This is a genomic window from Nocardioides lianchengensis (assembly GCF_900101465.1).
In the GTDB taxonomy this organism is placed as follows: Bacteria; Actinomycetota; Actinomycetes; order Propionibacteriales; family Nocardioidaceae; genus Nocardioides; species Nocardioides lianchengensis.
This window is the reverse complement of sequence record NZ_FMZM01000020.1, coordinates 1-24,579: the sequence shown is the minus strand read 5'-3', so window position 1 is coordinate 24,579 and position 24,579 is coordinate 1. Positions and strand designations below refer to the sequence as shown.

At 70.8% G+C, this 24,579-nt stretch carries 9 protein-coding genes, 1 tRNA gene and 1 rRNA gene; 9 read left to right on the top strand and 2 right to left on the bottom strand.

Translation table 11 applies throughout. The features are described from left to right. Positions 1 to 260: 260 nt before the first annotated feature. The 6 genes from BLT76_RS26655 (at position 261) to BLT76_RS25020 (ending at position 16,594) form a co-directional block, all read left to right on the top strand. Positions 261 to 8,426, top strand: coding sequence for a DUF5979 domain-containing protein (locus BLT76_RS26655; RefSeq protein WP_139175869.1), 8,166 nt, complete (start codon positions 261 to 263; stop codon positions 8,424 to 8,426). Between the two features lie 745 nt (positions 8,427 to 9,171). Then, entirely contained in the window at positions 9,172 to 11,955 is a 2,784-nt protein-coding gene (gene mobF / locus BLT76_RS25040) for a MobF family relaxase (RefSeq protein WP_090861046.1), read from the top strand. Between the two features lie 100 nt (positions 11,956 to 12,055). Next, on the top strand, positions 12,056 to 12,283 hold the full coding sequence (locus BLT76_RS25035) for a helix-turn-helix domain-containing protein (RefSeq protein WP_090861045.1): 228 nt from the start codon (positions 12,056 to 12,058) through the stop codon (positions 12,281 to 12,283). A gap of 165 nt (positions 12,284 to 12,448) precedes the next feature. Beyond that, a complete protein-coding gene (locus BLT76_RS26725; RefSeq protein ID WP_090861062.1) occupies positions 12,449 to 13,681 on the top strand; it encodes a tyrosine-type recombinase/integrase in 1,233 nt (410 codons plus the stop codon). Beyond that, positions 13,643 to 13,716: transfer RNA gene (locus BLT76_RS25025), tRNA-Ile, on the top strand. Before BLT76_RS26725 ends, BLT76_RS25025 begins: the two co-directional genes overlap by 39 nt. Positions 13,717 to 13,816: 100 nt before the next feature. Next, positions 13,817 to 16,594, top strand: a complete 2,778-nt coding sequence (locus BLT76_RS25020) for a fibronectin type III domain-containing protein (protein ID WP_090861044.1) — start codon at positions 13,817 to 13,819, stop codon at positions 16,592 to 16,594. 75 nt (positions 16,595 to 16,669) lie between these two features. On the opposite strand, the gene BLT76_RS25015 is transcribed toward BLT76_RS25020, so the two are convergent. Both BLT76_RS25015 and BLT76_RS25010 read right to left on the bottom strand, forming a co-directional pair. Next, entirely contained in the window at positions 16,670 to 19,900 is a 3,231-nt protein-coding gene (locus BLT76_RS25015) for a response regulator (protein WP_090861043.1), read from the bottom strand. Positions 19,901 to 19,929: 29 nt separating this feature from the next. Beyond that, positions 19,930 to 21,336, bottom strand: a complete 1,407-nt coding sequence (locus BLT76_RS25010) for a serine/threonine-protein kinase (protein WP_139175867.1) — start codon at positions 21,334 to 21,336, stop codon at positions 19,930 to 19,932. 120 nt (positions 21,337 to 21,456) lie between these two features. Here BLT76_RS25010 and tyrS point away from each other — a divergent pair, with 120 nt between their 5' ends. From tyrS to BLT76_RS24995, 3 genes are all read left to right on the top strand, one after another. After that, complete coding sequence (gene tyrS, locus BLT76_RS25005) at positions 21,457 to 22,725, top strand: tyrosine--tRNA ligase (RefSeq protein WP_090861041.1); 1,269 nt, start codon at positions 21,457 to 21,459, stop codon at positions 22,723 to 22,725. After that, positions 22,722 to 23,774 (top strand): alpha-hydroxy acid oxidase, encoded by a 1,053-nt coding sequence (locus BLT76_RS25000; RefSeq protein WP_211753237.1) that lies wholly within the window; start codon positions 22,722 to 22,724, stop codon positions 23,772 to 23,774. Before tyrS ends, BLT76_RS25000 begins: the two co-directional genes overlap by 4 nt. Before the next feature lie 637 nt (positions 23,775 to 24,411). Further along, positions 24,412 to 24,579 (top strand): 16S ribosomal RNA (locus tag BLT76_RS24995); the annotation flags it as partial.

Below are 24,579 nucleotides of genomic sequence, written 5' to 3'. Positions count from 1 at the left end.
GAGCACGGGGGTAGGCACGGCCGAGGCGATCGGCCGCGAATCTACTCACCCGTAACGTAAAGATCCGGCTTAGGCTCTGACCACCTCGGAACAGCCGTGAGGAAGTGCTCCCGACCTCGCACGTACGGCGTCAGCTCAGTCACAAGGAGTCCAGCAGCGTGCTCCACTCGGGTTTCTTGCACCTCCCCTCTTTGTCCCACCGCAGGTGGTCACGTCCGGCATGGACCCGTGCGGCGGCGCTCCTCGCCGTCCTGGCGGCTGTGATTGCGACGTTCCCCGCACTCCTGCTGACACCGTCCCCCGCGGCGGCCGTCGTGCCGGGCGAGGGCGTGCTGACGCTGACCAAGGGCGTCCAAGGTCAGACCGGCACCCCGACGTACGGGCCCGACGCGACGTTCACCTACGCCCTGCGGGTCAGCTGCTCCAACCTCGACGGCCCTGGCTGCGGGGACACGACCGTCGTGGACCAACTGCCCGAACCGCTCGTCGTCGACCCGGCGGGCACCGATCAGATCCAGGTCAGCGGACTCGGGACGACGTACGCAGTCGACGCCACGCCCGGCGGGTCCGAGGTGACGGTCCGGGTCACCCAACCGCTCGGCGACGGTGAGGTCGGCCTGGAGTCCGGCGACGAGGGACTCGTCCTGATCCGCGTCCGGGTGCCGGTCGACGCCTCGGCCGAGTACGCCGGCGCCGTCACCAACACGGCCCGCGTCACGCAGTCCAACGGCGACCCACGCGCCGCCTCGACCCCGGTGGTCCTGGACATCGAGGAGAACCTCGAGGCGGTCGTGGCCAAGACCGTGTCGACGACCGCACCGGCAGGGGAGCCGGTGCCCGCCGTGCCAGGACAGGCGGTGACCTGGACCCTGCGCGCCGGCAACACGTCCAACGGCTCCGTCGACCGCCTGGTCCTGCAGGATCCCGCCGACGGCGCCCCGGACCCCTACGAGTACCTGGCGCTGACCGGGTTCGACACCTTCACCGCACCCACCGGCGCCGACCGCGTCCGGGTCGACCACCGCACCGCAGCCGGCACCTGGGTCACCGGCACCACCGGCGCGTTGCCGAGCGACCCGGCCACCCTCCTGCCTGCCGACCTCTCGACCGTCCACGGCCTCCGGTTCATCTTCTCCGCCGCAGCCGGACGCCTGCCCGCGACCGGGGACGCCCGTCGCGCCGTGATCACCTACCGCACGCAGACCCGTCCCTCAGTGACCGCGATCCCCGCCGGGACGACCGAGACCGTCGTCAACCGTGCCTCGGCCTCGGTCGCCTCCGGCGGCGACAGCAGCCCGGACGTCACCGCCCAGGCCACCGTCGACATCCGTCGCCAGCCCCCGACGGTGGCCCTGGCCAAGACCTTCGCGGCGACGGCCGTCACGGCTGGGCAGTCGACTGTCGCCACCCTCCGAGCGACCGTCGGCGCCACGCCGGTGAGCAGCCTGAGCATCGAGGAGCCGAGCTCGGGCGCGGACCTCGCCGGTCAGGGACTGACCTTCGACGGGTTCACCTCTGGCGTGGACTGGCCAGCCGGCGCGAGCGCCGCCGCCGTCACCTACCGGTACGCCGACGGCGTGCCGGCCGGTGCCGTGTCAACCGGCACCGTCGACACGCTGCCCACCCCGCAGGCAGGTCGACGCGTCGTCGGGTTCACCGTCGACTTCACGGGCACCCTGCCCCGGGGCGCCGTCGCCGAGGTGCCGTTCACCGTCGTCGCCGACCCTGTCGCCGGCAGCGCCGACGTCACCTCGACAAACACCGCCACCGCGCGCGGCACTGCCGTGGACGGCGAGCCGAGCGACCCGGTCGACGCCAGCGATGACCTGGTTCGTCGTCCGCTGCGCGTCGCGGTCTCCGCGGGCAAGAACATCACCCGGGAGTGGATCTACGCCGCGCCCGGTGCCTCGTCGCTGGTCAGCCTGCCCGCGGAGGTCATCAACACCGGACCGAGTCCCGCCACCGTGGGGTCGGAGTACCTCCGGGTCACCGACCCGGCAGCCCCGGCGGCCGCTCCCACCCCGTTCTGGGACCGGTTCGACCTCCGCTCCGTCGGCCCGACCGAGGTCCCGGCGGGGACGACGCTCACCGTCGCCTACTGGAACGGAGCCACCTGGACGCCGTTCACTGCGGCCGACGGTGTCGCAGGACCGGTCGACGAATTCTCGTTCACGCCGACCTCCGGCGAACGGGCGCTGGCCCAAGGCATCCGGTTCACCTACACGCCCACCGCCACCGGTGCACTGCTCCCGCCCGGCTTCGAGGCGATCCCCTACCTCCGCGTCCAGCTCCGGGAGACCCTCCGCAGCGATCCGGGCACCACCGCTCTTCCGACCGCCGACCTCGACCTCACGAACACGGTCGGGGCCGAGGCCGCCAACCCTTCCGCGGTCGACCCGACCGTCACAGACACTGCCGACGACGTCGTCCAGGTCCGACCGGTGCCCTCGGGCGGTGGCCTCGACCTGGTCGACAAGGGCTGGGTCGTCCCCCCGGGTGCATCCGGCACCGAGGTGACCGCGCTGACCGACGACGAGCGCACCGCCCGGCTCAGCTGGAGCACCCAGAACCTGCCCCTGGACCGCGTCACCCTCACCGACCCCGCCGGGCCCGTGTCCGACGACCCCGCCGACCTCGCCGCGTCCGTCTACGACACCTTCGACCTGCACCGCATCGCCCCGATCAGCGACCCGCTGATGACCTTCGACGCCATCGACTCGGTCGAGCTCTACTCAGCGGCTGCCGATGCCTGGGTCGACATTAAGCCCGCCGCCTGCCCCGGGACGAGCTGTGACGGTGGGTTCGCGGGCTACACGCTCACGACCGCCGAACGGGCCGACACCCTGGGCGTCCGAATCACCTACGTCGAGAGCCCGACTCGGGCGGCCCGGATCGGGGGCCCCGATGACCCCGACGTCGGCAGCGGGGTGGCGCAGTCCGGCGGCAACGACCGACGCCTCGACCTGGTCCTCGGACTGCGGCAGGAACGACGCTCGACCGGCTTCCCGGTCCTGGGCGACCAGCAGGGCCCTCCGCTCTACAACGGCTCGACGCGCGGCGAGGTCGTCAACAGCGTGGGCCTCGACGCGACCGGCCCGGGGACGACCTACAGCGCTCAGGACGCCGCCGCCATCCAGATCGTCGACCGGCCCGTCAACATCGAGGTCGCCAAGAGCTTCGACCAGTCCACCCTCGGCCTGCCGCCGGCCGGCACGGACCTCGACGACTATCCGCTCGCGACCGCCACGGTCACGGCCACGAACGACTCCGCCTCCAAGCTCCGGCTGCTGGAGCTCACCGATGCGATCGACAGCCCCGACGACCCCTTCGACCGCCTCGATCTGCACCAGATCGAGGTGAACCCGCCGGCTGGTTCCGAGAACGTCCTGGTCGTCCTGACATTCGACCCGTTCGACCCCGACGTCAGCTACACCGAGGCCCAGGCTGAGGCACTGACTCCCGCCCAACTCGCCGGGGTCACGGACGTGCGGATCCAGGCCCTCGGGCTCATCCCCACGAACGAGACCCTTCGAGCGACGCTGACCTTCCAGTTGCGTGCCACCGTGCGCGGAACCGCAGTGCCCGTAACCGAGGCCGACCAGATCGTCAACACTGCGGAGGGCCTCGGTCTCAACCCCGGTGACGACCAGGCCACCAGCGCCACGGCGACCCTCGACATCGTGGCGCCGACCTACGACGTCGTCGCCGCCAAGGAGGTCGTCCCGGCGTCCCGCACTGAGGTCCAAGCCCGCACCGGCTACACGGTCACGCTGAGCGGTCGACCCTCGGGCACCGTCCGCACCCGTCTGCTGACGCTGACCGACGCCACTCCGACGTTCTGGAACGCCTTCACCCTCACCGGGCTACCCGCGCAGGCCATGCCCGCGCCGGTCGAGCAGGCCCGGCTCGATGTCCTGACGGGCGTGACCTACACCGCCGAACCGGCTCCGGGGGGTGACGCACTGGTCGCGCGCTGCGCCGGTTCGCTCGACCTCACCGCCTGTTGGACGATCGGCGCCTGGACCAACCTGAGCAACGGGACCTGGACACCGACCCTGCCCGCCGGGATCACCGCCGCCGCCGTCGTCGGGACCCGAGTCTCGGCCCGTCGTGCCGACGGGAGCAACTGGGAGCGACCGGCCACCCCGACCGTCCCGTTCCGGTTCACCACCGAACGACGTCAGCTGCTCCGGGTCGGACCCGACGGGGGAGCGAACACCCCGGTGCCGTCCACCAAGCCTGACCTCGACCCGGCACCCGGCGAGTCCCAGCGCGGTACCTTCACCGACACCGTGGAGGTCCACGCCGATGGCGCCTGGGAGAACCAGACCAGCCTCTGGACCGCGGACGACGACGCCATGGCGGTCACCCGGCTCGCCCACCTCCCCAACCGGCTCTCGCTGACTAAGTCACCCGGCAACGGGATCGGAGCGCCGCCGCTCTACGCGCCCGACACGGTCATCCCGTACGTCATGACCATCGAGAACACCGGTTCCTGGCCCCAGACCGGGCTGACCGTCGTCGACGACATCGGGACCAACGAGAACGGCTCGTTCCTCGTCTGGCCCGACGACCCCGACACGGGTGACCCGACCCCGTCGTACAGCTTCTCGTTGACCGGCGGCGACGGGGCCACCAAGCCCACGACCGGGTTCACCGCGGCACTCGACACCGCCACCGGCGAGCTCGCCGTCGCCCTGCCGGCCGGCTTCGTCCTCCAGCCCAGCGACACCCTCACCCTCCGGGCCAACCTTGTCTTCCAGCTCGGTCTCGAACCCGGCACCGGCGTCGTCAACATCCTCAGGGTCAGCAACGACCGGATCCTCGACACCTGCCGCACCACCCGCAACAACCGGCCGGACGGTCAGACCGGGCCCGTCGCCCGGTGCGCGGCCCAGACGGTAGTGGAGCCGAGCCCGCTGAGCCCCATCCGCGCGGTCAAGTCGGTCCGCGGCGTCAGCGCCGGCGTCCCCGGAGCCCCGGCCGGCACCACCAACCATGACGACCTCGGTGTTATCCAGCTCGGCTTCGGCGACGAGTCGTCCTCGTGCGACGCACCCAACGCGCGCAACGGTTTCTACCGCCACCCGTGCGTGCCGATCACCCGCGCCGGTGGGGCAGAACGCTGGCAGCTGTCCCTGACCAACCAGGGCAACATTCCCGTGGCCCGCCTCGCCGCCATCGACGTCCTGCCGCACCCCGGCGACACCGGCACCATCCTCACGGCCGCACGTCAGTCCGCGTGGCGCGCATCGTTCGTCGGCAACCTGCGCAGCAACGTCGACGAGGTCGACAACCGGCAGAAGGCGCTCCGTGTCTACTACGCGACCTCCGTGCCGAACGTCTCGTGCAACGCCGCAGACATTCGCAACGAGGTCATCCGGGCCGGACTGCCCACCTCTGACCCCTGCTACGGAGATGTGACCAACCGCGGCTGGAGTCTGCTCACTCCTGCGACCCCCGGCCCGGTCCTGGCGACGGTCCGCGCCATCAAGGTCGTCATCGACTACGACGAGGTCGACAGCCTGTCCGGGCTGGCGCCCGGGCGCACCATCGACGTCACCTTCGACACCGAGACCCCGGCGTATGCCCCCCGCGCCGTCGCCGCCGACCTCGACCCGATCGCGTACAACTCCTTCGCGGTCGCCAGCCTCGGCACCTTCCAGGGCGACGACGCCGTCAGCAGCGTCGTCGAGCCGCGCAAGGTCGGCGTCGCCCTCTCCACCGGGCGCCTGGAGGCGCTGAAGGAGGTCGACCTCCCGACGGGGGCGTCGTTCCCGCTGCCGGCGTCGTACCCCTTCGACCTGTCCTGCAGCTCTCAGGGGGAGGATGTGCCCATCGCCGACGCCGACGGCGCACCCGCGGCGCGGGTCCGACTCACTCCCGGTGACGTGCTCGGCCTGAACGACGGTGACACGGCCAGCCCGTGGGGCGAGCTCAACATCCCGCGGTACGCCGACTGCCGGCTGACGGAGGTGCCGACGCAGGGCGCCGTCGTGACCTTCGACCCGGCCGGTCCGACGACCGGCACGTCCGCCGACGTCACCGCGGTCCGCGACTACCGCGCGCGCGGCGACGTCGCCAACCCGGCCTACCCCGACGCGGTCCCGCTCGCACGGATCACCGCCACGAACACCTACGCCAACGCTGGCTTCGTTGTCGCCAAGACGGTCGACGACGGCGGCGCCGTCGACGCCGACGGCGATCCCGTCACCTACACCGAGACCTACGACTTCACTGCCTCCTGCACCTTCAACGGCACCGAGGTCGTCCCCCCTGGCGATCGCACCTTCACCCTCGGCGACGGCGACGACAAGACCTTCGATGACCTGCCGGCGGGCGCCGAGTGCACCGTCGCCGAGACCGACGACGGCACCGCTGCGTCCACCACCCACGTCGTCACCGTCGATGGAATCGCGTCGCCGGAGACGAACGGCACGACCGCCTCCTTCACCCTGGCCGCCGACGTGGGGACCACCCACGTCAACCGCGTCGACCTCACGAACCAGTACACCGTCGGCTCGCTCGAGATCACGAAGGCGGTCCTCGGTCTCGGCGCCGACTGGGCCGGCAACGAGTTCCGTGTTCTGGTCTCCTGCACCCGACCCGGTGCAGCCCCGAACCCGGTCTACGAGAACGACACGCTCATCGATCCCCTCGACCCGACCTGGGAGATCGACTACCTCCCGACCGGTGCTGAGTGCACCGTCACGGAGGACCCCGACGAGGACGGCGGCGCGACGCTCACCCTGGTGCTGCCCGAGGAGCCGGTCACCATCGGCGCCGCGGGAGGAGCGGGCGATCCCGTCCAGGTCGACGTCATCAACGGGTTCGGCGCCGGCGACCTCCGCATCACCAAGCAGGTCGAGGGCGACACCGACGAGCTGCCCGCCGCCCTGAGCGGCACCTATACCGTCTCGGTCGCCTGCACACTGCTCATCAACGGCACCGACGTACCCCTCGACATCCCGGGTGGGGCCACCCGGACGCTCGTCGGTGACGGCGCCTCCGCCGTGTACACGGGTCTCCCGACCGACGCCGTCTGCGAGGCCACGGAGACCGGCCAGGACCCGGTCGCGCAGGAGACGACGATCAGCCCCGCCCAGGTCACCATCGGCCTCAACGACACCGTCGACCTGACCGTCACCAACACCTTCCGCCTGGGGTCGGTCGAGGTGACCAAGACCGTGACCGGTCCCGGGGGCGACCGGTACGGCGCTGGCCCGTTCCAGGTCACCCTCGACTGCACCCGTCCCGGCGGATCCGGCGCCCCCGTGGCTGTCGACATCCCAGGCGGCGCAACCCGCACCCTTACTGCGCCCGAGCTCAGCACGGTCTACGAGCTGCTCCCGGTCGACGCCAGCTGCGTCGTCACTGAATCGGACGACGGCGGTGCCGACAGCACCCGCGTGACCGTCGACCCGGACGGTGGCACACCGTCGACCGTCCCGGGCACCTCTGCACCCCTCGTCGTCCTCGACGACAACGCCTCCGGCCCGGCCGCAACCGGCCCCTCCGGAGTGGCCGTCGAGCTCGCCAACCGATTCGACGTGGGTTCCGTTCAGGTCACCAAGCGCGTCGCCGGTCGCGGCGCGGACACCTACGGGACCGGGCCGTTCCAGACCGAGCTCCGCTGCACCACGGCGACCGGCACGGGCCTCGACGTACCCGGAGGACCGGTCCGCACCCTCAGGGCCGAGGACGACTACACCGCCCTCTATGACGACCTCCCACCCGGCGCCGCCTGCACCCTCACCGAGACGAGGACGAATGGCGCCTCGTCGACGGGCATCCAGGTCGTGCGAGGAGCCGTCGGTGCCCCGTCCGACGTCGCAGGCCCCACCGTCACGCTGACCGTCGGCAACGACACCGGACCGAGCCAGGTCGCCGACGCCCCGCCGGGGGTCGTTGCCAGCATCGTCAACCGGTACGACGTCGGCGCTGTCCGGGTTCTCAAAGAACTGACCGGGCCCGGCGCTGACAAGGCGATCGGTCCCTTCATGGTCGCGCTGTCCTGCACGCGGGTCGTCGACGGCCGGCGGGAGCGTGTCTCTGCCCCCGACGGCAACCGCCTCGTGCTCGGTCCCGAGACCCGGCTGCGCGGCCGCTGGACTGACCTGCCCGTCGGTGCACGTTGCGAGGTCACCGAGCCGGGGGACGGCGGCGCTGCCCGGACAACGATTACGCCTCGGGTCGTCACAGTCGAGGGCGGGCCGGTCACCGTGACGGTGCGCAATCACTTCGACCCGACCGTCCCCTCGACCACCGACGACAACGACTCGGTCGGGCCGCCCGACGCGGATCAGGACGCCGGAGAATTGGCCGAGACCGGCAGCTCCGTGCCGCTTTGGGTGCTCCTCGTAGCCGCTCTGGCGATCTTCCTCGGTGCGACCCTGATGGTGGCGGGACGCCAGGGCAGACGGTGACTCGGTGGACCCTCGTGGCCGCTGAGGAGAGCGTACTGAGCGGCTGCGGGCCCGGAGGGGCAGAACCAGCACCGGCAATTCCCCACAGCGGTGTCAATTAGCCCTCGCACTGGCCTAGCTCACCCCCAGTGGGGTGAAGGTGTGAGACGTCAGGATTGACTATTCTGTGGCAGTGGGCGGTGGCTCTGCTCCTTCAGTCGCACGAAGGCTTACCCGCGCTGGCGATGATTATCCGATCTCGGGTATGCGATGTCGATAGAGCTATTAACGGGACGCATCGGATCCGGAAACTCCTATGCTCCTCAAGGGTGTTGGTCATGACGACGGAACGCTGGCGGGTCCGCATCGAGACCTGCCAGGGATGTCGAGGCAGGCTCGTCTACCTGTTCGTCCGCGTTGATGAGATGCCGTGGCAGCTCGACGAAGTCTCCTGTCGAGGAAACGGATGCGAGCTTGCGCCGGGCTCCGATCCACCGGCACTGCCGACGGATTGACGCCCGGACGAGGTCACGCGTCCGATGCAGGCCACGCGCCGCCCACGGCTCGAAATACGTGTTAAGACGTCCGCCTCCCAGCGCGAGCGTCGCATCACTAGTTGGGCTTTCAGTCTTCTTGCAGGCATCGGAAATCCCCAATCAGAATCTGCGGCACGTATGCTACGAAGATTCGTAGGGCGGGTCACCACGTGGTGGCCCGTATCTGCATTTCTAGGGTAATTGACGGCTATTCGTGACGGGTGACGAATATGCGCGGTGGGATCAAGGTCTACCGGGGTTCGGCGAAAGCGGCACGCAACTATGTCGAGGCCGATCGGCCCCGCGCGGACGACTACTACCTGGCCGAAGGCGCCGGCCTCGCCGAGCACCACGTCGCCATCGCTACCGCAAACGGCCCCTCCGTTGCTACAGGAACACCGCTCGATGGCGACGCCTACGAGGCCTGGGTCGCCGGCCTGGACCTAACAGGCGGACCGAAGGGGCGGGTGCGGACCGATGACCAGGCGGTGCGGTTCGTCGAGGTCATCGTCAATGGGCCTAAGACCTGGTCCCTGGCCGCTGCTGTTCATCCTGAGATTGCGGCCGCCTACGAGGCCGCCCAGGATCGTGCCGCGGGCGAGATCATCGTCTGGCTGGCCGCGAACGCGACGACCCGGGTCGGGCCGCGGGGTCGCCAGGTCCAGGTCTCGGTTGAGCGGATCGAGGCCGCGACGATCCGGCACTACACCTCCCGCGCGGGTGACCCGCACCGTCATCTGCACCTGCAGATCAACGCCCGGGTCTGGGCCGCCGGGCGATGGCGCGGGATCCATACGGTCGGGGTCCGGGACAGTCTGGATGCGATCAACGGGATCGGCCACGCGGCCGTGCAGTGCGACCCCGACTTCCGCCAGACGCTGCAGCGACTCGGCTACATCCTGGATGCGAGCTCGGGTGAGATCCGCGAGCTTGTCCCGTTTGTGGGGGAGTTCAGCGAGCGGGCCGCGCAGATCGACCGCAACGTGGCCCGCTACGAGGCCGAGTGGCGCACCACGCATCCCGGCGAGGAACCGGGCCCGCGACTGCGCCAGGCCTGGGACACACGGGCCTGGGCTCAGGCCCGCCCAGACAAGGTCGTCCCCGAGGACGGCGTCGATCTTGCCCGCCGGTGGATCGAGGAGCTCCACGACCTCGGCTTCGAGCAGCCGACTCCACCCGAACCGGATGAGCACCTCCCGGTCGACGCAGGAGGCAGGGTTGGCAGCCGGATGGGGAGCGGGGTCGGTGAGCTCAATCGCGAGGAGATGGTCGAGACGGTGCTGAGCCGGCTCGGGGCACGACGCTCGGCGTGGAACGCCGCCGACATCCGAGGCCAAGTCGAGCAGGCCATCGCCGCCGCCGGGATCGTCACCAACCCGCGGGTGCGGGTCGAGCTGGCCGAAGACCTCACCGCCCGAGCCATCGAGGCGTGTGTCCCGCTCCTGAACCGGGCCGATGTGCCGCGGCACGTGCGGGCCTTGACCTCACCACACGTCCTCGCGGTGGAAGCGGACCTCACCACCCGCCTCGCAGCCCGCTCAGGGCGCGGTGCCCGCCCGGCCGAGCCGACACCAGCGGTTGTGGGGGAGCAGTCGTTGGATCCGATGCAGCGTGACGTGGTTGCCGCGCTGGCGGGTGATGGTGAGCTGGTGGTGATCGAGGGCGCGGCCGGTGCGGGGAAGACCACCACCCTCGCCGCCGCCCGCACCGCACTGACGGACCAGGGACACCGCTTGGTGGTGGTGACGCCGACGTTGAAGGCCTCCCAGGTCGCTGCCCGTGAGCTGAAGACGCCGGCGTTCTCGGCGGCATGGCTGGTCCACCAGTACGGGTTCCGGTGGGACGAGGACGGCCGCTGGACCCGCGACACCCACTCCGACGGCCTCACGACTTCCACGGTCACTCCCACGACTCAGGCGGTGTTGTCGCCTGGGGACGTGTTGCTGGTCGACGAGGCCGGGATGCTCGACCAGGACACCGCCCAGGCGCTGCTACAGGTCGTCGATGAGGCCGGCGCCAGGGTCGCGTTGATGGGCGACCGGCACCAGCTCCCTGCGGTGGGGCGTGGGGGAGTGCTCGACCACGCCACCCGCTGGGCCACCGCTGAGGCCTGCGTGACCTTGGATGCGGTCCACCGGTTCGCCGACGACGAGTACGCGCAGTTGAGCCTGTTGATGCGCAGTGGTGAGCGCAGTGGTGAGGTCTTCGACCGCCTCCACGCGCGCGGCCAGATCCACCTCTACGCCACCGACGTCGAGCAGATCCACGCCCTCACCGAGCTCGCCGCCGACTCGGGGCCGGGGCGCAGTGGTGAGGGGCGGCTGCTGGTCGCCGACACCCGGGTCCAGGTCGACCTGCTCAACAAGATGATCCGCGACCGACGAGTCGCAACGGGCCAGGTCGACGACACCGACGCGGTCCTCGCCGGAAGCGGCGGGAGGGTCGGGGTGGGGGATCGGGTGATGACCCGGCTCAACGACCGTGAACGCGACGTCGCGAACCGTGAGACCTGGACCATCACCCACATCAGCGAAGGCGGCGCCGTGAGCCTGGCCGGCGGCCGCGGTGAACGGGTGCTGCCGGCCGACTACGCCGGCCGACACCTCGCGCTCGCCTACGCCACCACCGCCTACGGCGCCCAGGGCGAGACCGTCACCGAAGCCCACCTCTCGATCAGTGACAGCACCGACGCCGCGTCCGCCTACGTGGCCATGACCCGCGGCTGCCGCGCCAACACCGCCCACCTTGTCGCCGACAACGTCGACGACGCCCGGCGCAAGTGGGTCGAGGTGTTCGGCCGTGACCGCGCCGACCTCGGCCCAGCCCACGCCGCGGGCATCGCTGCCGAGGACATCGACCGCTACGGCCCCGCAGCACCAGCTCGGACGCCGGACGCTGCCGGCCGGCTCCAAGCTGCCCTGCTGCGACAGCGTCACGAACAGACTGGGACGTCGCCGACGCCAGGGTCTCGGCATCAGGCGACACCCGACCTGCGGCCGCGGCGTGGTCGCTGAGCGACGACGGCATTCACCGGGGATGTCCGAAATGCTCTGAGCCCTGTGGCTTTGTTTAGTGCCGCTAGACCCGTTCGCGACACGCAGAGAGGACAACCCGATGAGCAGTATTACGACCGTCTCGATCCCCGACGGTAAGGACGAGGACTTCCTGACCTTGGCCGAGGTCGCCGCGATCCTCCGCGTCCCCGTCAACACCCTGCGCTGGTGGCGCCAGCAAGGCGACGGCCCCAGGTTCTTCAAGATCGGCCGCCACCTCCTCACCACCATCGGGGACCTCCGCGGATGGATCGATGCGCAGAAGGCATCCGACGAGTCGGGTCACTGACCTCGCGCGCGTTCGGGAGTCGAACGCCCCGCGCACGCCGAGCGCTGTCCACAGGTGTGTCGGACCGGCACCAGTCCTCCACAGTTCCGGGTTGTTGGGCGCGAGCGGTCGCCAGATCCGGTTGGGTCAAGACTTGCTCTGGCCGACGTCAGGAGGGGGTGAGCAATGGCGAGCTACAGCGTGGCCAAGAGGCCCAACGGTCGCTGGCGCGCACGATTCCGCGGCCCTGACGGCCGGGAACGTTCCCGCCACTTCGACCGCAAGGTCGACGCCGACCGCTGGGCACGAACTCAGGTCGGTCGCATCGACCGCGGCGAGTGGACCGACCCGAGCCGCGGACGGATCACGATCGGCGAGTACGCGCCGGAGTGGCTCGCCACCAAGGTCCGGATCCGCCCCTCGACCCGGCTCATGTACGACGTCCTGATCCGCAACCAGATCCTGCCGACCTGGGAGAAGACGCGGCTCGACGCCGTGAGGTACGAAGACGTCTCGGTGTGGGTGGCCAAGCTCCACGACGGCGGACTCTCCGCTGCCCGCACTCGACACGCATGGATCGTCCTCTCGCAGATCCTCGACCTCGCCGTCCGCGCCAAGCGGATCCCGAACAACCAGGCGAAGGGCGTCGAACTACCTGCCCTTCCCAGCAAGAGCGAGCGCGACAAAGTCCGATTCCTCGACGAGCGCGAGGTGTGGCACCTCGCCGAGGCCGCCGGAGACGGCGCCCTCACCATCCTGGTCCTGGCCTGGTGTGGGCTGCGCTTCGGCGAGCTCGCCGCTCTCCGATGCGGCAGCCTTGACCCGGTCAAGCGGGAGCTCCGCATCACCTGGACGCTCTCGGAGACCGGAGGCAAGCAGATCGAGGGGCCACCCAAGACCGAGAGCAGCATCCGCACCGTGCCGCTGCCGGCATGGCTGTGCGACCGCCTGATGGCGCTGACGACAGGCCGGCAGGCGGTCGACTACTTGTTTACCGCAGCCAGGGGCGGTCCGATCCGCACCGGCAACTGGCGCACCCGAGTCTTCGACCCCGCCGTCAAGCGGTCCGGCCTGGCATCGCAGGTGAAGGGCGACATGCTCCGACCCCACGATCTCCGGCACACCTGCGCCTCACTGCACATCAAGCACGGCACCCCGCCGAAGGTGCTGTCGGAGATGCTCGGACACGCCTCCGTCGCCATCACCCTCGACCGCTATGGTCACCTCTACCCGGGCGACGTTCACCTGTACGTCGACCGGTTGGGGGAGGTAGCGCTCGCGGCCCGTGCGGACTTTTTGCGGACTAGCGGCACCTCCGGTACCCCGGAGGGTGCGGGGCGGGCGCTAGAAATAGCGTCTGACCTGCGGAAACAGGTACTCGGGGCGGTAGCTCAGTCGGTTAGAGCAGAGGACTCATAATCCTTGGGTCGTGGGTTCGAGCCCCACCCGCCCTACTCATCCTTCTTTACCTTCAGGACCGCCGTTCGTCGGCCGATGCTCAGGGCCGCGCCACACCTCGGCGCGGGTTCCTGCTCCCCGAACGATCGGTTGGTCATGTCCTTCACCGTCCCGAGCCGGAGAGTCGCGGCGCTCGCCGTCGCGGCGTCCGGTCTGGCCACGGTCCTGTCCGGGGCGTTCGCCCCGGCGGCGACCGCAGCCCCGTCCACCGCCACGGCCGCGGCGTCCGCCTCGTCCGTGACGGTCGCCGCCGCGAAGAAGTCGTGGTTCGTCGACCCGCGTACGCCGGCGCAGCGCAAGGCGCAGCTGGCCGTGCCCGGCAAGCCCGAGAAGTACCGCGGCAAGCTCCGCGAGACCCGCGCGGTCTACCGCACGCGCGACGGCGCGCTGGCCGTGCCGATGCGCTACGCGTTCGGCAACCTCGTCTCGAAGGGTCAGGCCCTGACCCTCGACGGTGGCGGCCTGTTCTCGGGTGGCTCGGCCACGCTGACCACCTCGGCGAAGGCACAGATCCGCAAGCTGGCGGACTCGCTGACCAACGCCTCCAGCGTCCGCTGCGAGGGGTACGCCGACTACTCCGGCCCGGCCGGTGAGGCGACGTCGCTGTCCAAGGCGCGCGCGGCGAAGGTGTGCGCGCAGCTGGCCAAGGAGAACCCCGGCCTGAGGACGTCCTCGGTGAGCTACGGCTCGGCCCGTCCGGCGATCGTCGGCGGCGTCCCGGCCAAGCGTGAGCTCAACCGCCGCGTCGTGGTCGAGATGACCGGCACCCGCCCGGTCAAGCCGGTCCCGACCGCCCCGCAGGCCAAGGTCCCCGGCGCGCCCGTGCTCGTGCACGCCGACGGCATCGACGGCGCCGTGCGCTACGGCTTCAACGCCCCGGCGACCGACGGCGGCTCGCCGATCACCGGCTACCAGGTCTCAACCGGTGGCGCCTGGGTCCCGGTCCAGATCCTTCTCGGCCGTCGTACGACGACGTCCGACACCCAGCTCACCCCGTGCCGCGGCTGCGGCCCGCAGGCCGAGTTCGAGGCGAACCTCGGCGACCTGACCCCCGCACAGCTGGTGAACCTGCGCGTCCGCGCGGTGAACAAGGTCGGCGCCGGCGCGCCGTCCAACACGCTCTCGACGACCGTCTACGGCCGTCCGTCCGCCCCGACCGACCTGAAGGTCGTCGGTGACGACGGCGTCCTCACCACGACGTTCGCGGCCCCGGCCGAGAACGGTGGCTCGGAGGTCTACTACTACGAGATCTCCTACGACGGTGGGCAGCACTGGACCTACGTCCCGCTGACGTCCGGCACCACGCTCACCGTGGTCAAGGAGGGCCTCGACAACGGCACGTCGTACGACGTCCGCGTCCGCGCCTGGAACGACTGGGGCTTCGGCCCCGAGGCGTCTCTGGAGGAGAAGACCCTCGTCGCCGCCGTCCCGTCCGCTCCCGAGATCGGCAGCCCGAAGGTGCACGGCTCCGTGGTCAACTTCGCGCTCCAGGCTCCCGAGCGCAACGGCGGCCTGCCGATCAGCGGCTACGAGGTCACCACCGACGGTGGAGAGACCTGGGACGAGCTGGAGGTCGACGAGGACGAGGGCCTGTACTTCTCCCTGGCCGGCCTGACCTTCGGCGACGAGTACGACGTCCAGGTCCGCGCGGTCAACGCCCACGGCAAGGGCAAGGCCAGCGAGTCGCAGAAGTTCACCTACGCCACGGTCCCGTCGGCGCCGCGCATCCGGACGTCCACGGGCGACAACGGCACCATCACCACGGTCGTCGAGCCGGCCGAGCACGACAACGGCTCGGCGATCACGTCCTACGAGATCTCCTACGACGGCGGCGAGACCTTCACCGAGTTCGACACCACGGGCACCGCGCCGTGGACCACGGTCAAGGACGGCTTCCAGAACGGTGTCGAGTACGGCGTCCGCGTCCGCGCCGTCAACGCCAAGGGTGCGAGCCAGAGCTTCGGCGCGCTGGTCTTCGTGGCCACCGTCCCGGACAAGGTGTGGCTCGACGACGAGCCCGTCGTCACCGGCACGCGTGCCTCGTTCACGTTCGAGGCCCCGGAGTTCGACGGTGGCCTCCCCGTGACCTCCTACGAGGTGAGCACCGACGGCGGCGAGACCTGGGGCTCCTTCCCCTACACGCCGACCGTCGAGGGCTTCGCGTTCGACCTCGACGACCTCACCCTCGGTCACGCGTACGGCGTCCGCGTCCGCGCGGTCAACGCCCGCGGCCCGGGCGCGGGCAGCAAGAACCGTGTCGTCACCCCGATCGCGGTGCCGAACGCCCCGACCGACGTGGTCGCGGTCGCCACCGGCACCTCGGTGAAGGTGGACTTCGTCGCGCCGGAGTCCGACAGCGGTCACCCGATCGAGAGCTACGAGGTCAGCATCGACGGTGGCGAGTGGACCGGCGTCGAGGTCTCGAGCATCGCCTACACCTTCACCCTGACCAACCAGACGGTCGGCGTCCACACCTACGCGGTCCGTGCGGTCAACGCCGCCGGTCCGGGTGACTTCGCGAAGTCCGAGGAGGTCGAGGTCGTCGCCGAGCCGAAGCCGCCGGTCGTGACCGGCTACACCAACACCCGCGACGCAGTGACGATCCACTTCCGTGAGGAGGATGTCGACCTGGCCGAGGTCTCGGCCTGGCAGGTGAAGATCGACGGTGGGTCGTGGACCAACTTCACCAACGTGACGACCCCCTGGTTCGGCGGCCTGAGCGGCAGCCTCACCCCGTACCCGTGCGGCGGGCAGCCCTGCTCCGACGTGCTCGGCACGGTCCAGGTGCGGGCGGCCCTGGTTGACGGTGGCTACAGCGACCCGAGCGCGGTCTACTACCTACCCGGCTACCAGTCGGGCGGCATCCCCGGCTGACCACCCGCATCACCGCAGCACCTCTGAACGACGAACGGCCCCGGGCTCGCCCGGGGCCGTTCGTCGTCTCCGCGATCAGTCGGTCGCGCCCCCGCCGTACGACGACTGGTAGGCCAGCAGCGCCGCACGGGCCCGCTCCAGGCTCTCCTCGAGCTCGGGCAGCAGCTCCAGCGCCCCGTCGACGCTCCCGGTGTCGCCGACGAACTCCAGCTGTCGTGCGGCCTCGCCGGCGAACGGGACGCCGAGGTTCAGCGCGCTCCCGGCGAGCTTGTGGGCGGCCGCGCGCAGGGCGGCGGCGTCGTCGCCGACGATCGCCGCGCGGATCGTGTCGACGGCGGAGCGTGAGTTGGCCATGAAGTTGCCGATGGCGCGGTCCAGGTACGTCGTGTTGCCCGGGTCGAGGTCGCGCAGCATCTCGAGCCGTTCGAGGTCGAGGCCGTCGACGGGCGAGGAAGAGGACACGGGGTTCTCCGATGGGGGTGTGGGGGCGGGGGAGTCGGGGGACCCCGGTGGGCCGGGGTCCAACCAGCGGGCCAGGACTGCCCCGAGAGCGGCCGGGTCGACGGGCTTCGTGAGGAAATCATCCATGCCGGCCTCGAGGCAGCGCTCACGCTCCCCCTCCACGGCCGCGGCGGTCATCGCGATCACGGGCACCCGGGTGCCCTGATCGCCCTCCGTCTCCCGCAGCCGGCGGGTCGTCGCGTACCCGTCCAGGCGCGGCATCTGCACGTCCATCAGGATCGCGTCGTACGACGAGCCGCGCAGGATCTCCAGGGCGGCCAGCCCGTCGTCGGCCGTCTGCCCGACGTAGCCGAGCGACTCCAGCAGGCCCATGGCGACCATCTGGTTGACCGGGTTGTCCTCGACCACCAGCACCCGACGGCGACGCGGACCGTCAGGCACCTCGTCCGCCGGTGCGGCCGAGCGCCCGCCCACGCCGGCCAGGTGCTCGAGCAGCACCTGGCGCAGCACGCCGGCGAGCACCGGCTTGGTCAGGCTCGCGGCGATCCCCGCGTCGATCGCGGCGGCCGGGTCGGCGCCGCCGTGCGAGGTGAGCAGGAGCAGGACCGTGTCGGCGAGCTCGGGCACGGCCCGGACGTCGGCGGCGAGGGAGAGACCGTCGCGCTCGGGCATCGCGAGGTCGAGGAGCACGGCGTCGTACGGGTCGCCGGAGCGAAGCCCGTCCTGCAGCTCCGCCAGTGCGTCCGCCGCCGACGAGACGCTCTCCGGCCGGACCTGCCACCAACGCAGCTGCTCCTCGAGGACCAGCCGGTTGTGCGGGTTGTCGTCGACGACCAGGACGCGGTGGCCGCTCAGCCAGGTCCGGGCGTACTCGTCCTCGATGTCCGAGATGGTCCCGGCGGCGGCCTCCAGGACCGCGGTGAAGGTGAACACGCTGCCGCCGCCGGGGTTCGGCGCGTAGGTCAGCTCGCCCCCGAGCGCGTCGACGATCTCCCGCGAGATGGCCAGGCCCAGGCCGGTCCCGCCGTACACCCGGGTGGTCGAGGCATCGGCCTGGGTGAACGGCTCGAAGAGGGCCGCGACCTCGGCCTCGTCGATGCCGACCCCGGTGTCGGTGACGTCGATGCGGAGCACGGTGCGCCCGTCGGGGCCGGGGGAGGCCGTCGCCCGCACGAACACCTCGCCGCGGGCGGTGAACTTCACGGCGTTCGAGACCAGGTTGGTCAGGACCTGCCCGACCCGGGTGGGGTCACCGGCGAGGACCTCGGGGACGTCGTGCGCGCACGAGCTCGCCAGCTCCAGCCCCTTCGACCGGGCCGTCTCGGCCAGCACGCCGATGACCTGGTCCAGCAGCGGGCGCACCTCGAAGTCGAGCACCTCGAGCTCGAGCTTGCCGGCCTCGATCTTCGAGAAGTCCAGGACGTCGTTGATGACGCTGAGCAGCGCCCGGCTCGCGACCTGGACGCCCGAGGCGAGGCGGAGCTGCTCGGGCGCCAGGTCGGTGCGCAGCAGCAGGTCGTTGAGCCCGATGACCCCGTTGAGCGGGGTACGGATCTCGTGGCTCATGGTGGCCAGGAACTCCGACTTCTGCCGCGACGCCTCCATCGCCTGGTCGCGGGCGTCGGCGAGCTCGCGCTGGTATCGCTCGCGCTCGGCGACCCGGCCGAGCTGGACGGCGACCTGCTCGACCATCGACTGGATCAGGTCGAAGCGGTAGAGCGGCGGCGCCGAGGTGATGGTCAGCACCGCCCGGACCTCGTCGTCGAGCAGGACCGGGAAGGCGATCGTCAGCATCGTCTCGGGGTCCCACACCGACGCCCGGCTCCGGAAGGCCTGGTTCGCGAGGTCGAGCTCGCGCGCGGTCTCCTCGGGCGTCGCCGCGTCCTCGGCCCGCTCCTCGTCCAGCAGGTGCAGGGGTACGACGCCCTCGCCGTCCTCGGCCGGCACGAAGGCCCGCCCCCGCTCCCAGTCGTCGTGCAGCAGCACCAGGGTGCGGGCGTGCCGCAGCACGTCGGCCAGGGTGACCGCCTCGTTGGCCGCGCTCGCGACGGTCTGCATCAGGGTGTTCTGGGTGACCTGGTCCTCCAGGGCGATCTCGGCCTGTCGGGCCTCGGTGATGTCCTGGTGGGTGCCGGACATCCGCACCCGCCCGTCGGCGTCGTGGTGCACCACGCCCCGGCCACGGGTCCACACCCAGTCGCCCTCGCCCCATACCCGGGCGACGAACGCCAGCTCACCGGTGCGCTCGAGGGCGTCGTCGAGGGCAGCGCGCACCCCGGCCCGGTCGTCCTCGTGGACCGCCTCGAAGAAGGCGTCCAGGCCGACGGTGGTGCTCTCCGGCGTCGCGCCGTAGAGCGCGAAGAGCTCGGGGGAGCCGGACACCTCGCCGGTGGCGACGTCCCACTCCCAGCTGCCGATCCGCGCGATCCGCTGGGCCTCGGAGAGCCGGCGCTGGCTCTCCTGCAGCTCCTCGACGACGGCGCGGCGGGCGCCGTACTCCATGAAGCGGTGCAGGATCGCGACGACCTCCCCGTGCTCGTCGCGGAGCACGCTCTCCCGGACCAGCGCCCACAGCGTCGACCCGTCGCGACGGACGAAGTGGACCTCGACCTCGCCCTCGTTGACGTGACCGGAGCGCACCTGGGCGAGGTGGGCGGCGAACTGCTCGCGACCGGGCTCGTCGAGGGTGTCGAAGACCGTCAGGTCCGCCGTGTCCTCGGGCGGCACGCCGTACATCTCGGCGATGGCGGCGTTCGCGAAGAGGGTCCGGCCCTCCAGGTCGAACACCCAGATGCCGTCCGGCGACGTCTCCACGATGTCCCGGTACAGCCCCGCCAGATCCATGCCCGACCTCCTGGCGTCACGATAGGGCCTCAACCGACCGAGTCGCCGCCCGAGATCAGGTACGTGTCGTCGTCCTGGAGCTCCAGGTCCAGCCGGATGGTCTCCCGCCGCGAGCCGCCCTGGTCCAGCTGGTAGCGGTAGGTGTAGGTCACGGTCATCGCGTCGGGGTCCGCGTCGGTGACGTCGACGTCCTGGATGCGCCGCACGGAGCCCCAGAAGCTCTCGTAGCCCGGCAGCCCGTCGCTCTCCTCCTGGTACGCCGACGTCAGCATCGCGAACCCGGCCTCCGGGTCGGCGGCCGCCGTGTCCAGGTACGTCGTGACGAAGGCCGTCATCCCCTCGGCGGTGGGCTCCTCGACCGCCGCTGGCGCCGACGACGACGAGGTGCCGGGGGAGGAGGACGCGCCGGGGTCGGACTCGTCGTCGCCGCTCGTGCCGAGGACGTAGCCGACCACGGTCAGCAGGACCACGACGGCGGCGCCGACCAGCACGGGCAGCAGGCCGCGCCGCCGCTTGGTCGGCTCCGGGTCGGGGGACGCCGGGGCCGCGGGGACCGCGGCCAGCGCCGGTCGCGACAGCACCTGCGTGCCGTCGAGGTCGTGCTCGGCGGTGTCGGTACGGCGGAGCGGGAGCGGCGCCGGCAGCGGCGCGCCGGCGCCGGAACGCAGGAAGTCGCGCACCTGCTCCATCGTCCAGCGCTGAGCGGGGTCACGGGTCATCGTCGCCTCGAGCAACGGGCCGAGCCATCCGGGGGAGGCGAGCCGGGGCGGCTCCTCGTGGACGATCCGGTAGAGCGCGCCCAGCAGGTTGTCCCCGACCTCGTACGGCGGCTTCCCGGACAGGGCGTGGAAGAGGGTGGCGCCGAGCGACCAGACGTCGCTCGCGTCGGTGGCGGGGCGTCCCGAGGCGACCTCCGGGGCGAGGTACGCCGGCGACCCGGTGACCAGGCCGGTCTGGGTCAGGGACGGGTCCGCCTCGGCCTTGGCGATGCCGAAGTCGGAGAGCTTCACCTGGCCCTCCTCGTTGACGAGGATGTTCGAGGGCTTCACGTCGCGGTGCACGATGCCGGCGGCGTGCGCGGCCGTCAGCCCGTCGGCCGCCTGGCCGACCACGCGGGCGGCCTGGTCGGGATCCAGCGCTCCCCGGTCGCGGACCAGCTCGGCGAGGGTGGAGCCCTCGACGTACTCCATGACGAGCCAGTGGGCGTCGCCCTCCTCGACGAGGTCGAAGACGGCGACGACGTGCGGGTGACTGAGCCGGGCGGCGAGGCGGGCCTCCCGGGCCGCACGCTCGACGTCGGGGGCGCTCGCGCCGGGGGCCGTCCCGATGCGCTTGACGGCGACGGCGCGACCGAGGACCTCGTCACGGCCGAGCCAGACGGCGCCCATCCCGCCCCGTCCGACCTCGCGGTCGAGCGAGTACCTGCCTGCGATCAACGTCCGTCCCTCCCGTGCCACCGCCACTCTAGAACGTGCCGATGAGACGACCCGGTGGGCGTCGTTCCGGGGGATGCGGCAGGCTTGGCCCGACGGTACCCACTGCACGGAAGGCGCATCGTGTCCCTCGACCCCACCCTCCTCGACGACCTCGAGTGGCGCGGACTCATCGCGCACTCGACGGACCTCGACGCGCTGCGCGAGGACCTCGGCGAGGGGAGCGTCCACTACTACGTGGGGTTCGACCCGACCGCACCCAGCCTGCACATGGGCAACCTGCTGCAGATCGTGACCGCCATGCGCCTGCAGCGGGCCGGCCACACGCCGTACGTCCTCGTGGGCGGCGCGACCGGGCTGATCGGTGACCCGCGCGACTCCGGTGAGCGGACCCTCAACTCCGCGGAGACGGTGCGCGACTGGGTCGAGCGGGTACGACGCCAGATCGAGCCGTTCCTCAGCTTCGACGGCGCCAACGCCGCGACCATGGTCAACAACCTCGACTGGACCGCGGGACTGTCGACCATCGACTTCCTGCGCGACATCGGCAAGCACTTCCCGGTCAACCGGATGCTCGCGCGCGACACGGTCAAGCGGCGCCTGGAGTCGGGCATCAGCTACACCGAGTTCAGTTACATCCTGCTGCAGTCCCTCGACTACCTGAACCTCTTCCGCACCCACGGGGTCCGGCTGCAGTTCGGCGGGTCGGACCAGTGGGGCAACCTCACCGGCGGCGTCGAGCTGGTCCGCCGCTCCGAGGGAGCGACGGTGCACGCCTTCGCCACGCCGCTGGTCACCAAGGCCGACGGCACGAAGTACGGCAAGACCGAGGGGGGCGCGCTCTGGCTCGACCCCGAGATGATGTCGCCGTACGCCTTCTACCAGTTCTGGCTCAACGCCGAGGACGAGAAGGTGGGCGAGCTGCTCCGCATCTTCACCTTCCTCACCCGGGCCGAGATCGAGGCGCTGGAGGCCGAGCACGCCGAGAGGCCCTTCCTCCGCGCCGGCCAGCGCACCCTGGCCCGCGAGGTGACCACGCTGGTGCACGGTGCCGACGAGACCGCGCGCATCGAGGCCGCCTCGGCCGCGCTGTTCGGCGGCGGCGACCTCCGCGCCGCGGGGGCGCGCACCCTGGACGCCGCGCTCTCGACGGCTCGCCCGATGCTCGAGGTCGAGTCCCTCGGCGCGACCATCGTCGACCTGCTGGTCGACGCCGGTCTGGTCAAGAGCAAGGGCGAGGCTCGGCGGGCGGTCGCCGAGGGCGGTGCCTACCTCAACAACGAGCGCGTGGAGGACCCCGACCTGGTGCCCGGTCCGGGGGACCTGATCGACGACCAGCTGCTCGTCCTGCGCCGCGGCAAGAAGAGCTTCGCGGGCGTGCGGGTCCGGTGAGCGCCGACGCCCGCTGGCTCGCGGGGCTCGAGGACCGTGCGCGCGGACTCCTGCCCGCGCCCGTCCTGGAGTACGTCCTGCAGGGCGCGGGCGACTCGGTCTCGACGGCGGAGGCCGTCGCGGCGTGGCAGCGGGTACGACTGCTGCCGCACGTGCTCCGCGACGTCACCCAGCTGGACCTGGGCGTCACCGTGCTCGGGTCGCGGGTCGAGCTGCCCTGGGGGGTGGCGCCGACGACGCTCCAGCGCGCGGTGCATCCCGACGGTGAGCTCGCGATGGCCCGGGCCACCGCGGAGGCCGGCGGCCTGATGGTGGTCTCGAGCAATGCCGGCACGACCTTCGAGCAGATCGCACAGACCGGCGTGACCTGGTGGCTCCAGGCCTACCTGCCCGCGGACCGGACGCTGGCCGAGCCGATGCTGGCGCGGGCCGTCGACGCGGGAGCCGGCGCGGTCGTGCTGACCGTCGACACACCGGTCGTCGGGACCAAGCACCACGTCGGCGAGCGGGTCTGGGACGTCGTCGACCCGGCGCTGCTCCGCGTCAACTTCGACGAGGGCCACGACCAGCAGCCGGGGGCGGACAAGGCGACCGACCTCGGCCCGCACGACCTGGACTGGCTGGCCGAGCGCACCGGGCTTCCCGTGGTGGTGAAGGGAGTGCTCCGGCCCGACGACGCCCGACGGTGCGTGCAGGCCGGCGCCCGCGCGGTCTGGGTCTCCAACCACGGGGGGCGCCAGCTCGATCGGGCGGTCGCCACGGTCGACGCCCTCGGTGCCGTCGTCGACGAGGTGGGGGAGGACGCCGAGGTGTACGTCGACGGCGGACTGCGGACCGGGCTCGACGTCGTCACCGCCGCCGCGTCCGGTGCGGACGCGGTATTCCTGGGACGCTCGCCGCTCCTCGCGCTCGCGGAGGGGCAGGAGGGCGTGGCCCGCCTGCATCGTCTGCTGCGTGAACAGTGGGCCGAGGCGCTGCGTCTGACCGGCTGCCGGAGCGTCGCGGACACGCGTGGACTCACTGCCGCACCGGCCCCAAACAGCCTCTGACCTGCGCAAACCCGCCTGTGGCCCGAGTCACGGCACCTCGATTTGTCTCGGTGAGCACGATCCCCTAATGTTCTCCGAGTCGCCAGGGAGCGGCGGGGAGCAAGACCAGTCGGTCGGGCTCCCGGCCCCGGAGCGACCACCCCACCATCTCGATCCAATCCGGTCGATGAGCGTGCGCCCTGAAGAGGGGCCCCTCAAAAACCGAGGCAGTTCGGCGCGTGGAAAAGGTGAGTGGCGCGAATTGCCCCGAATTGCACGGGGGAAAACAAGCCGCTAAAGTAGGACAAGTCCGAAAGGGCCGGAAGCCGAAAGGCAAAAGGCCAGATTGGGCAAGTGGCTCGAAAAGCCCCGAATTGCACGGGGAACGAAAAGCCGCTAAAGTTTGAAAAGCCCCGCCGGGCCAGGCTGAGAAGCCGAAGCCCACGGAGTGCGCTTGATCCTTGAGAACTCAACAGTGTGTCATAGTCGACGAATTAGTTTGTTATGCCCCGTCGGCTGATCTGATCCTGCTTCGGTAGGTGAGGTGATGTCAACGGTTTCTTTGGTAAGACAATGATTCTGACAATTGTCAGTATCGTCTTGTCAGGCATCTCTTTTTCCATGCATCGGCCTTTGGGTTGGTGTGTGGGTGTTGTTTTCAACGGAGAGTTTGATCCTGGCTCAGGACGAACGCTGGCGGCGTGCTTAACACATGCAAGTCGAGCGGTAAGGCTCCTTCGGGAGTACACGAGCGGCGAACGGGTGAGTAACACGTGAGTAATCTGCCCTCCACTTTGGGATAAGCCTCGGAAACGAGGTCTAATAC

Excerpts from the sequence above, each read along its gene's own strand:
- BLT76_RS25015 (WP_090861043.1), bottom strand. The coding sequence starts at position 19,900 with ATGGATCTGGCGGGGCTGTACCGGGACATCGTGGAGACGTCGCCGGAC.
- BLT76_RS25035 (WP_090861045.1), top strand. The coding sequence starts at position 12,056 with ATGAGCAGTATTACGACCGTCTCGATCCCCGACGGTAAGGACGAGGAC.
- BLT76_RS25020 (WP_090861044.1), top strand. The coding sequence starts at position 13,817 with ATGTCCTTCACCGTCCCGAGCCGGAGAGTCGCGGCGCTCGCCGTCGCG.
- BLT76_RS26725 (WP_090861062.1), top strand. The coding sequence starts at position 12,449 with ATGGCGAGCTACAGCGTGGCCAAGAGGCCCAACGGTCGCTGGCGCGCA.
- mobF (WP_090861046.1), top strand. The coding sequence starts at position 9,172 with ATGCGCGGTGGGATCAAGGTCTACCGGGGTTCGGCGAAAGCGGCACGC.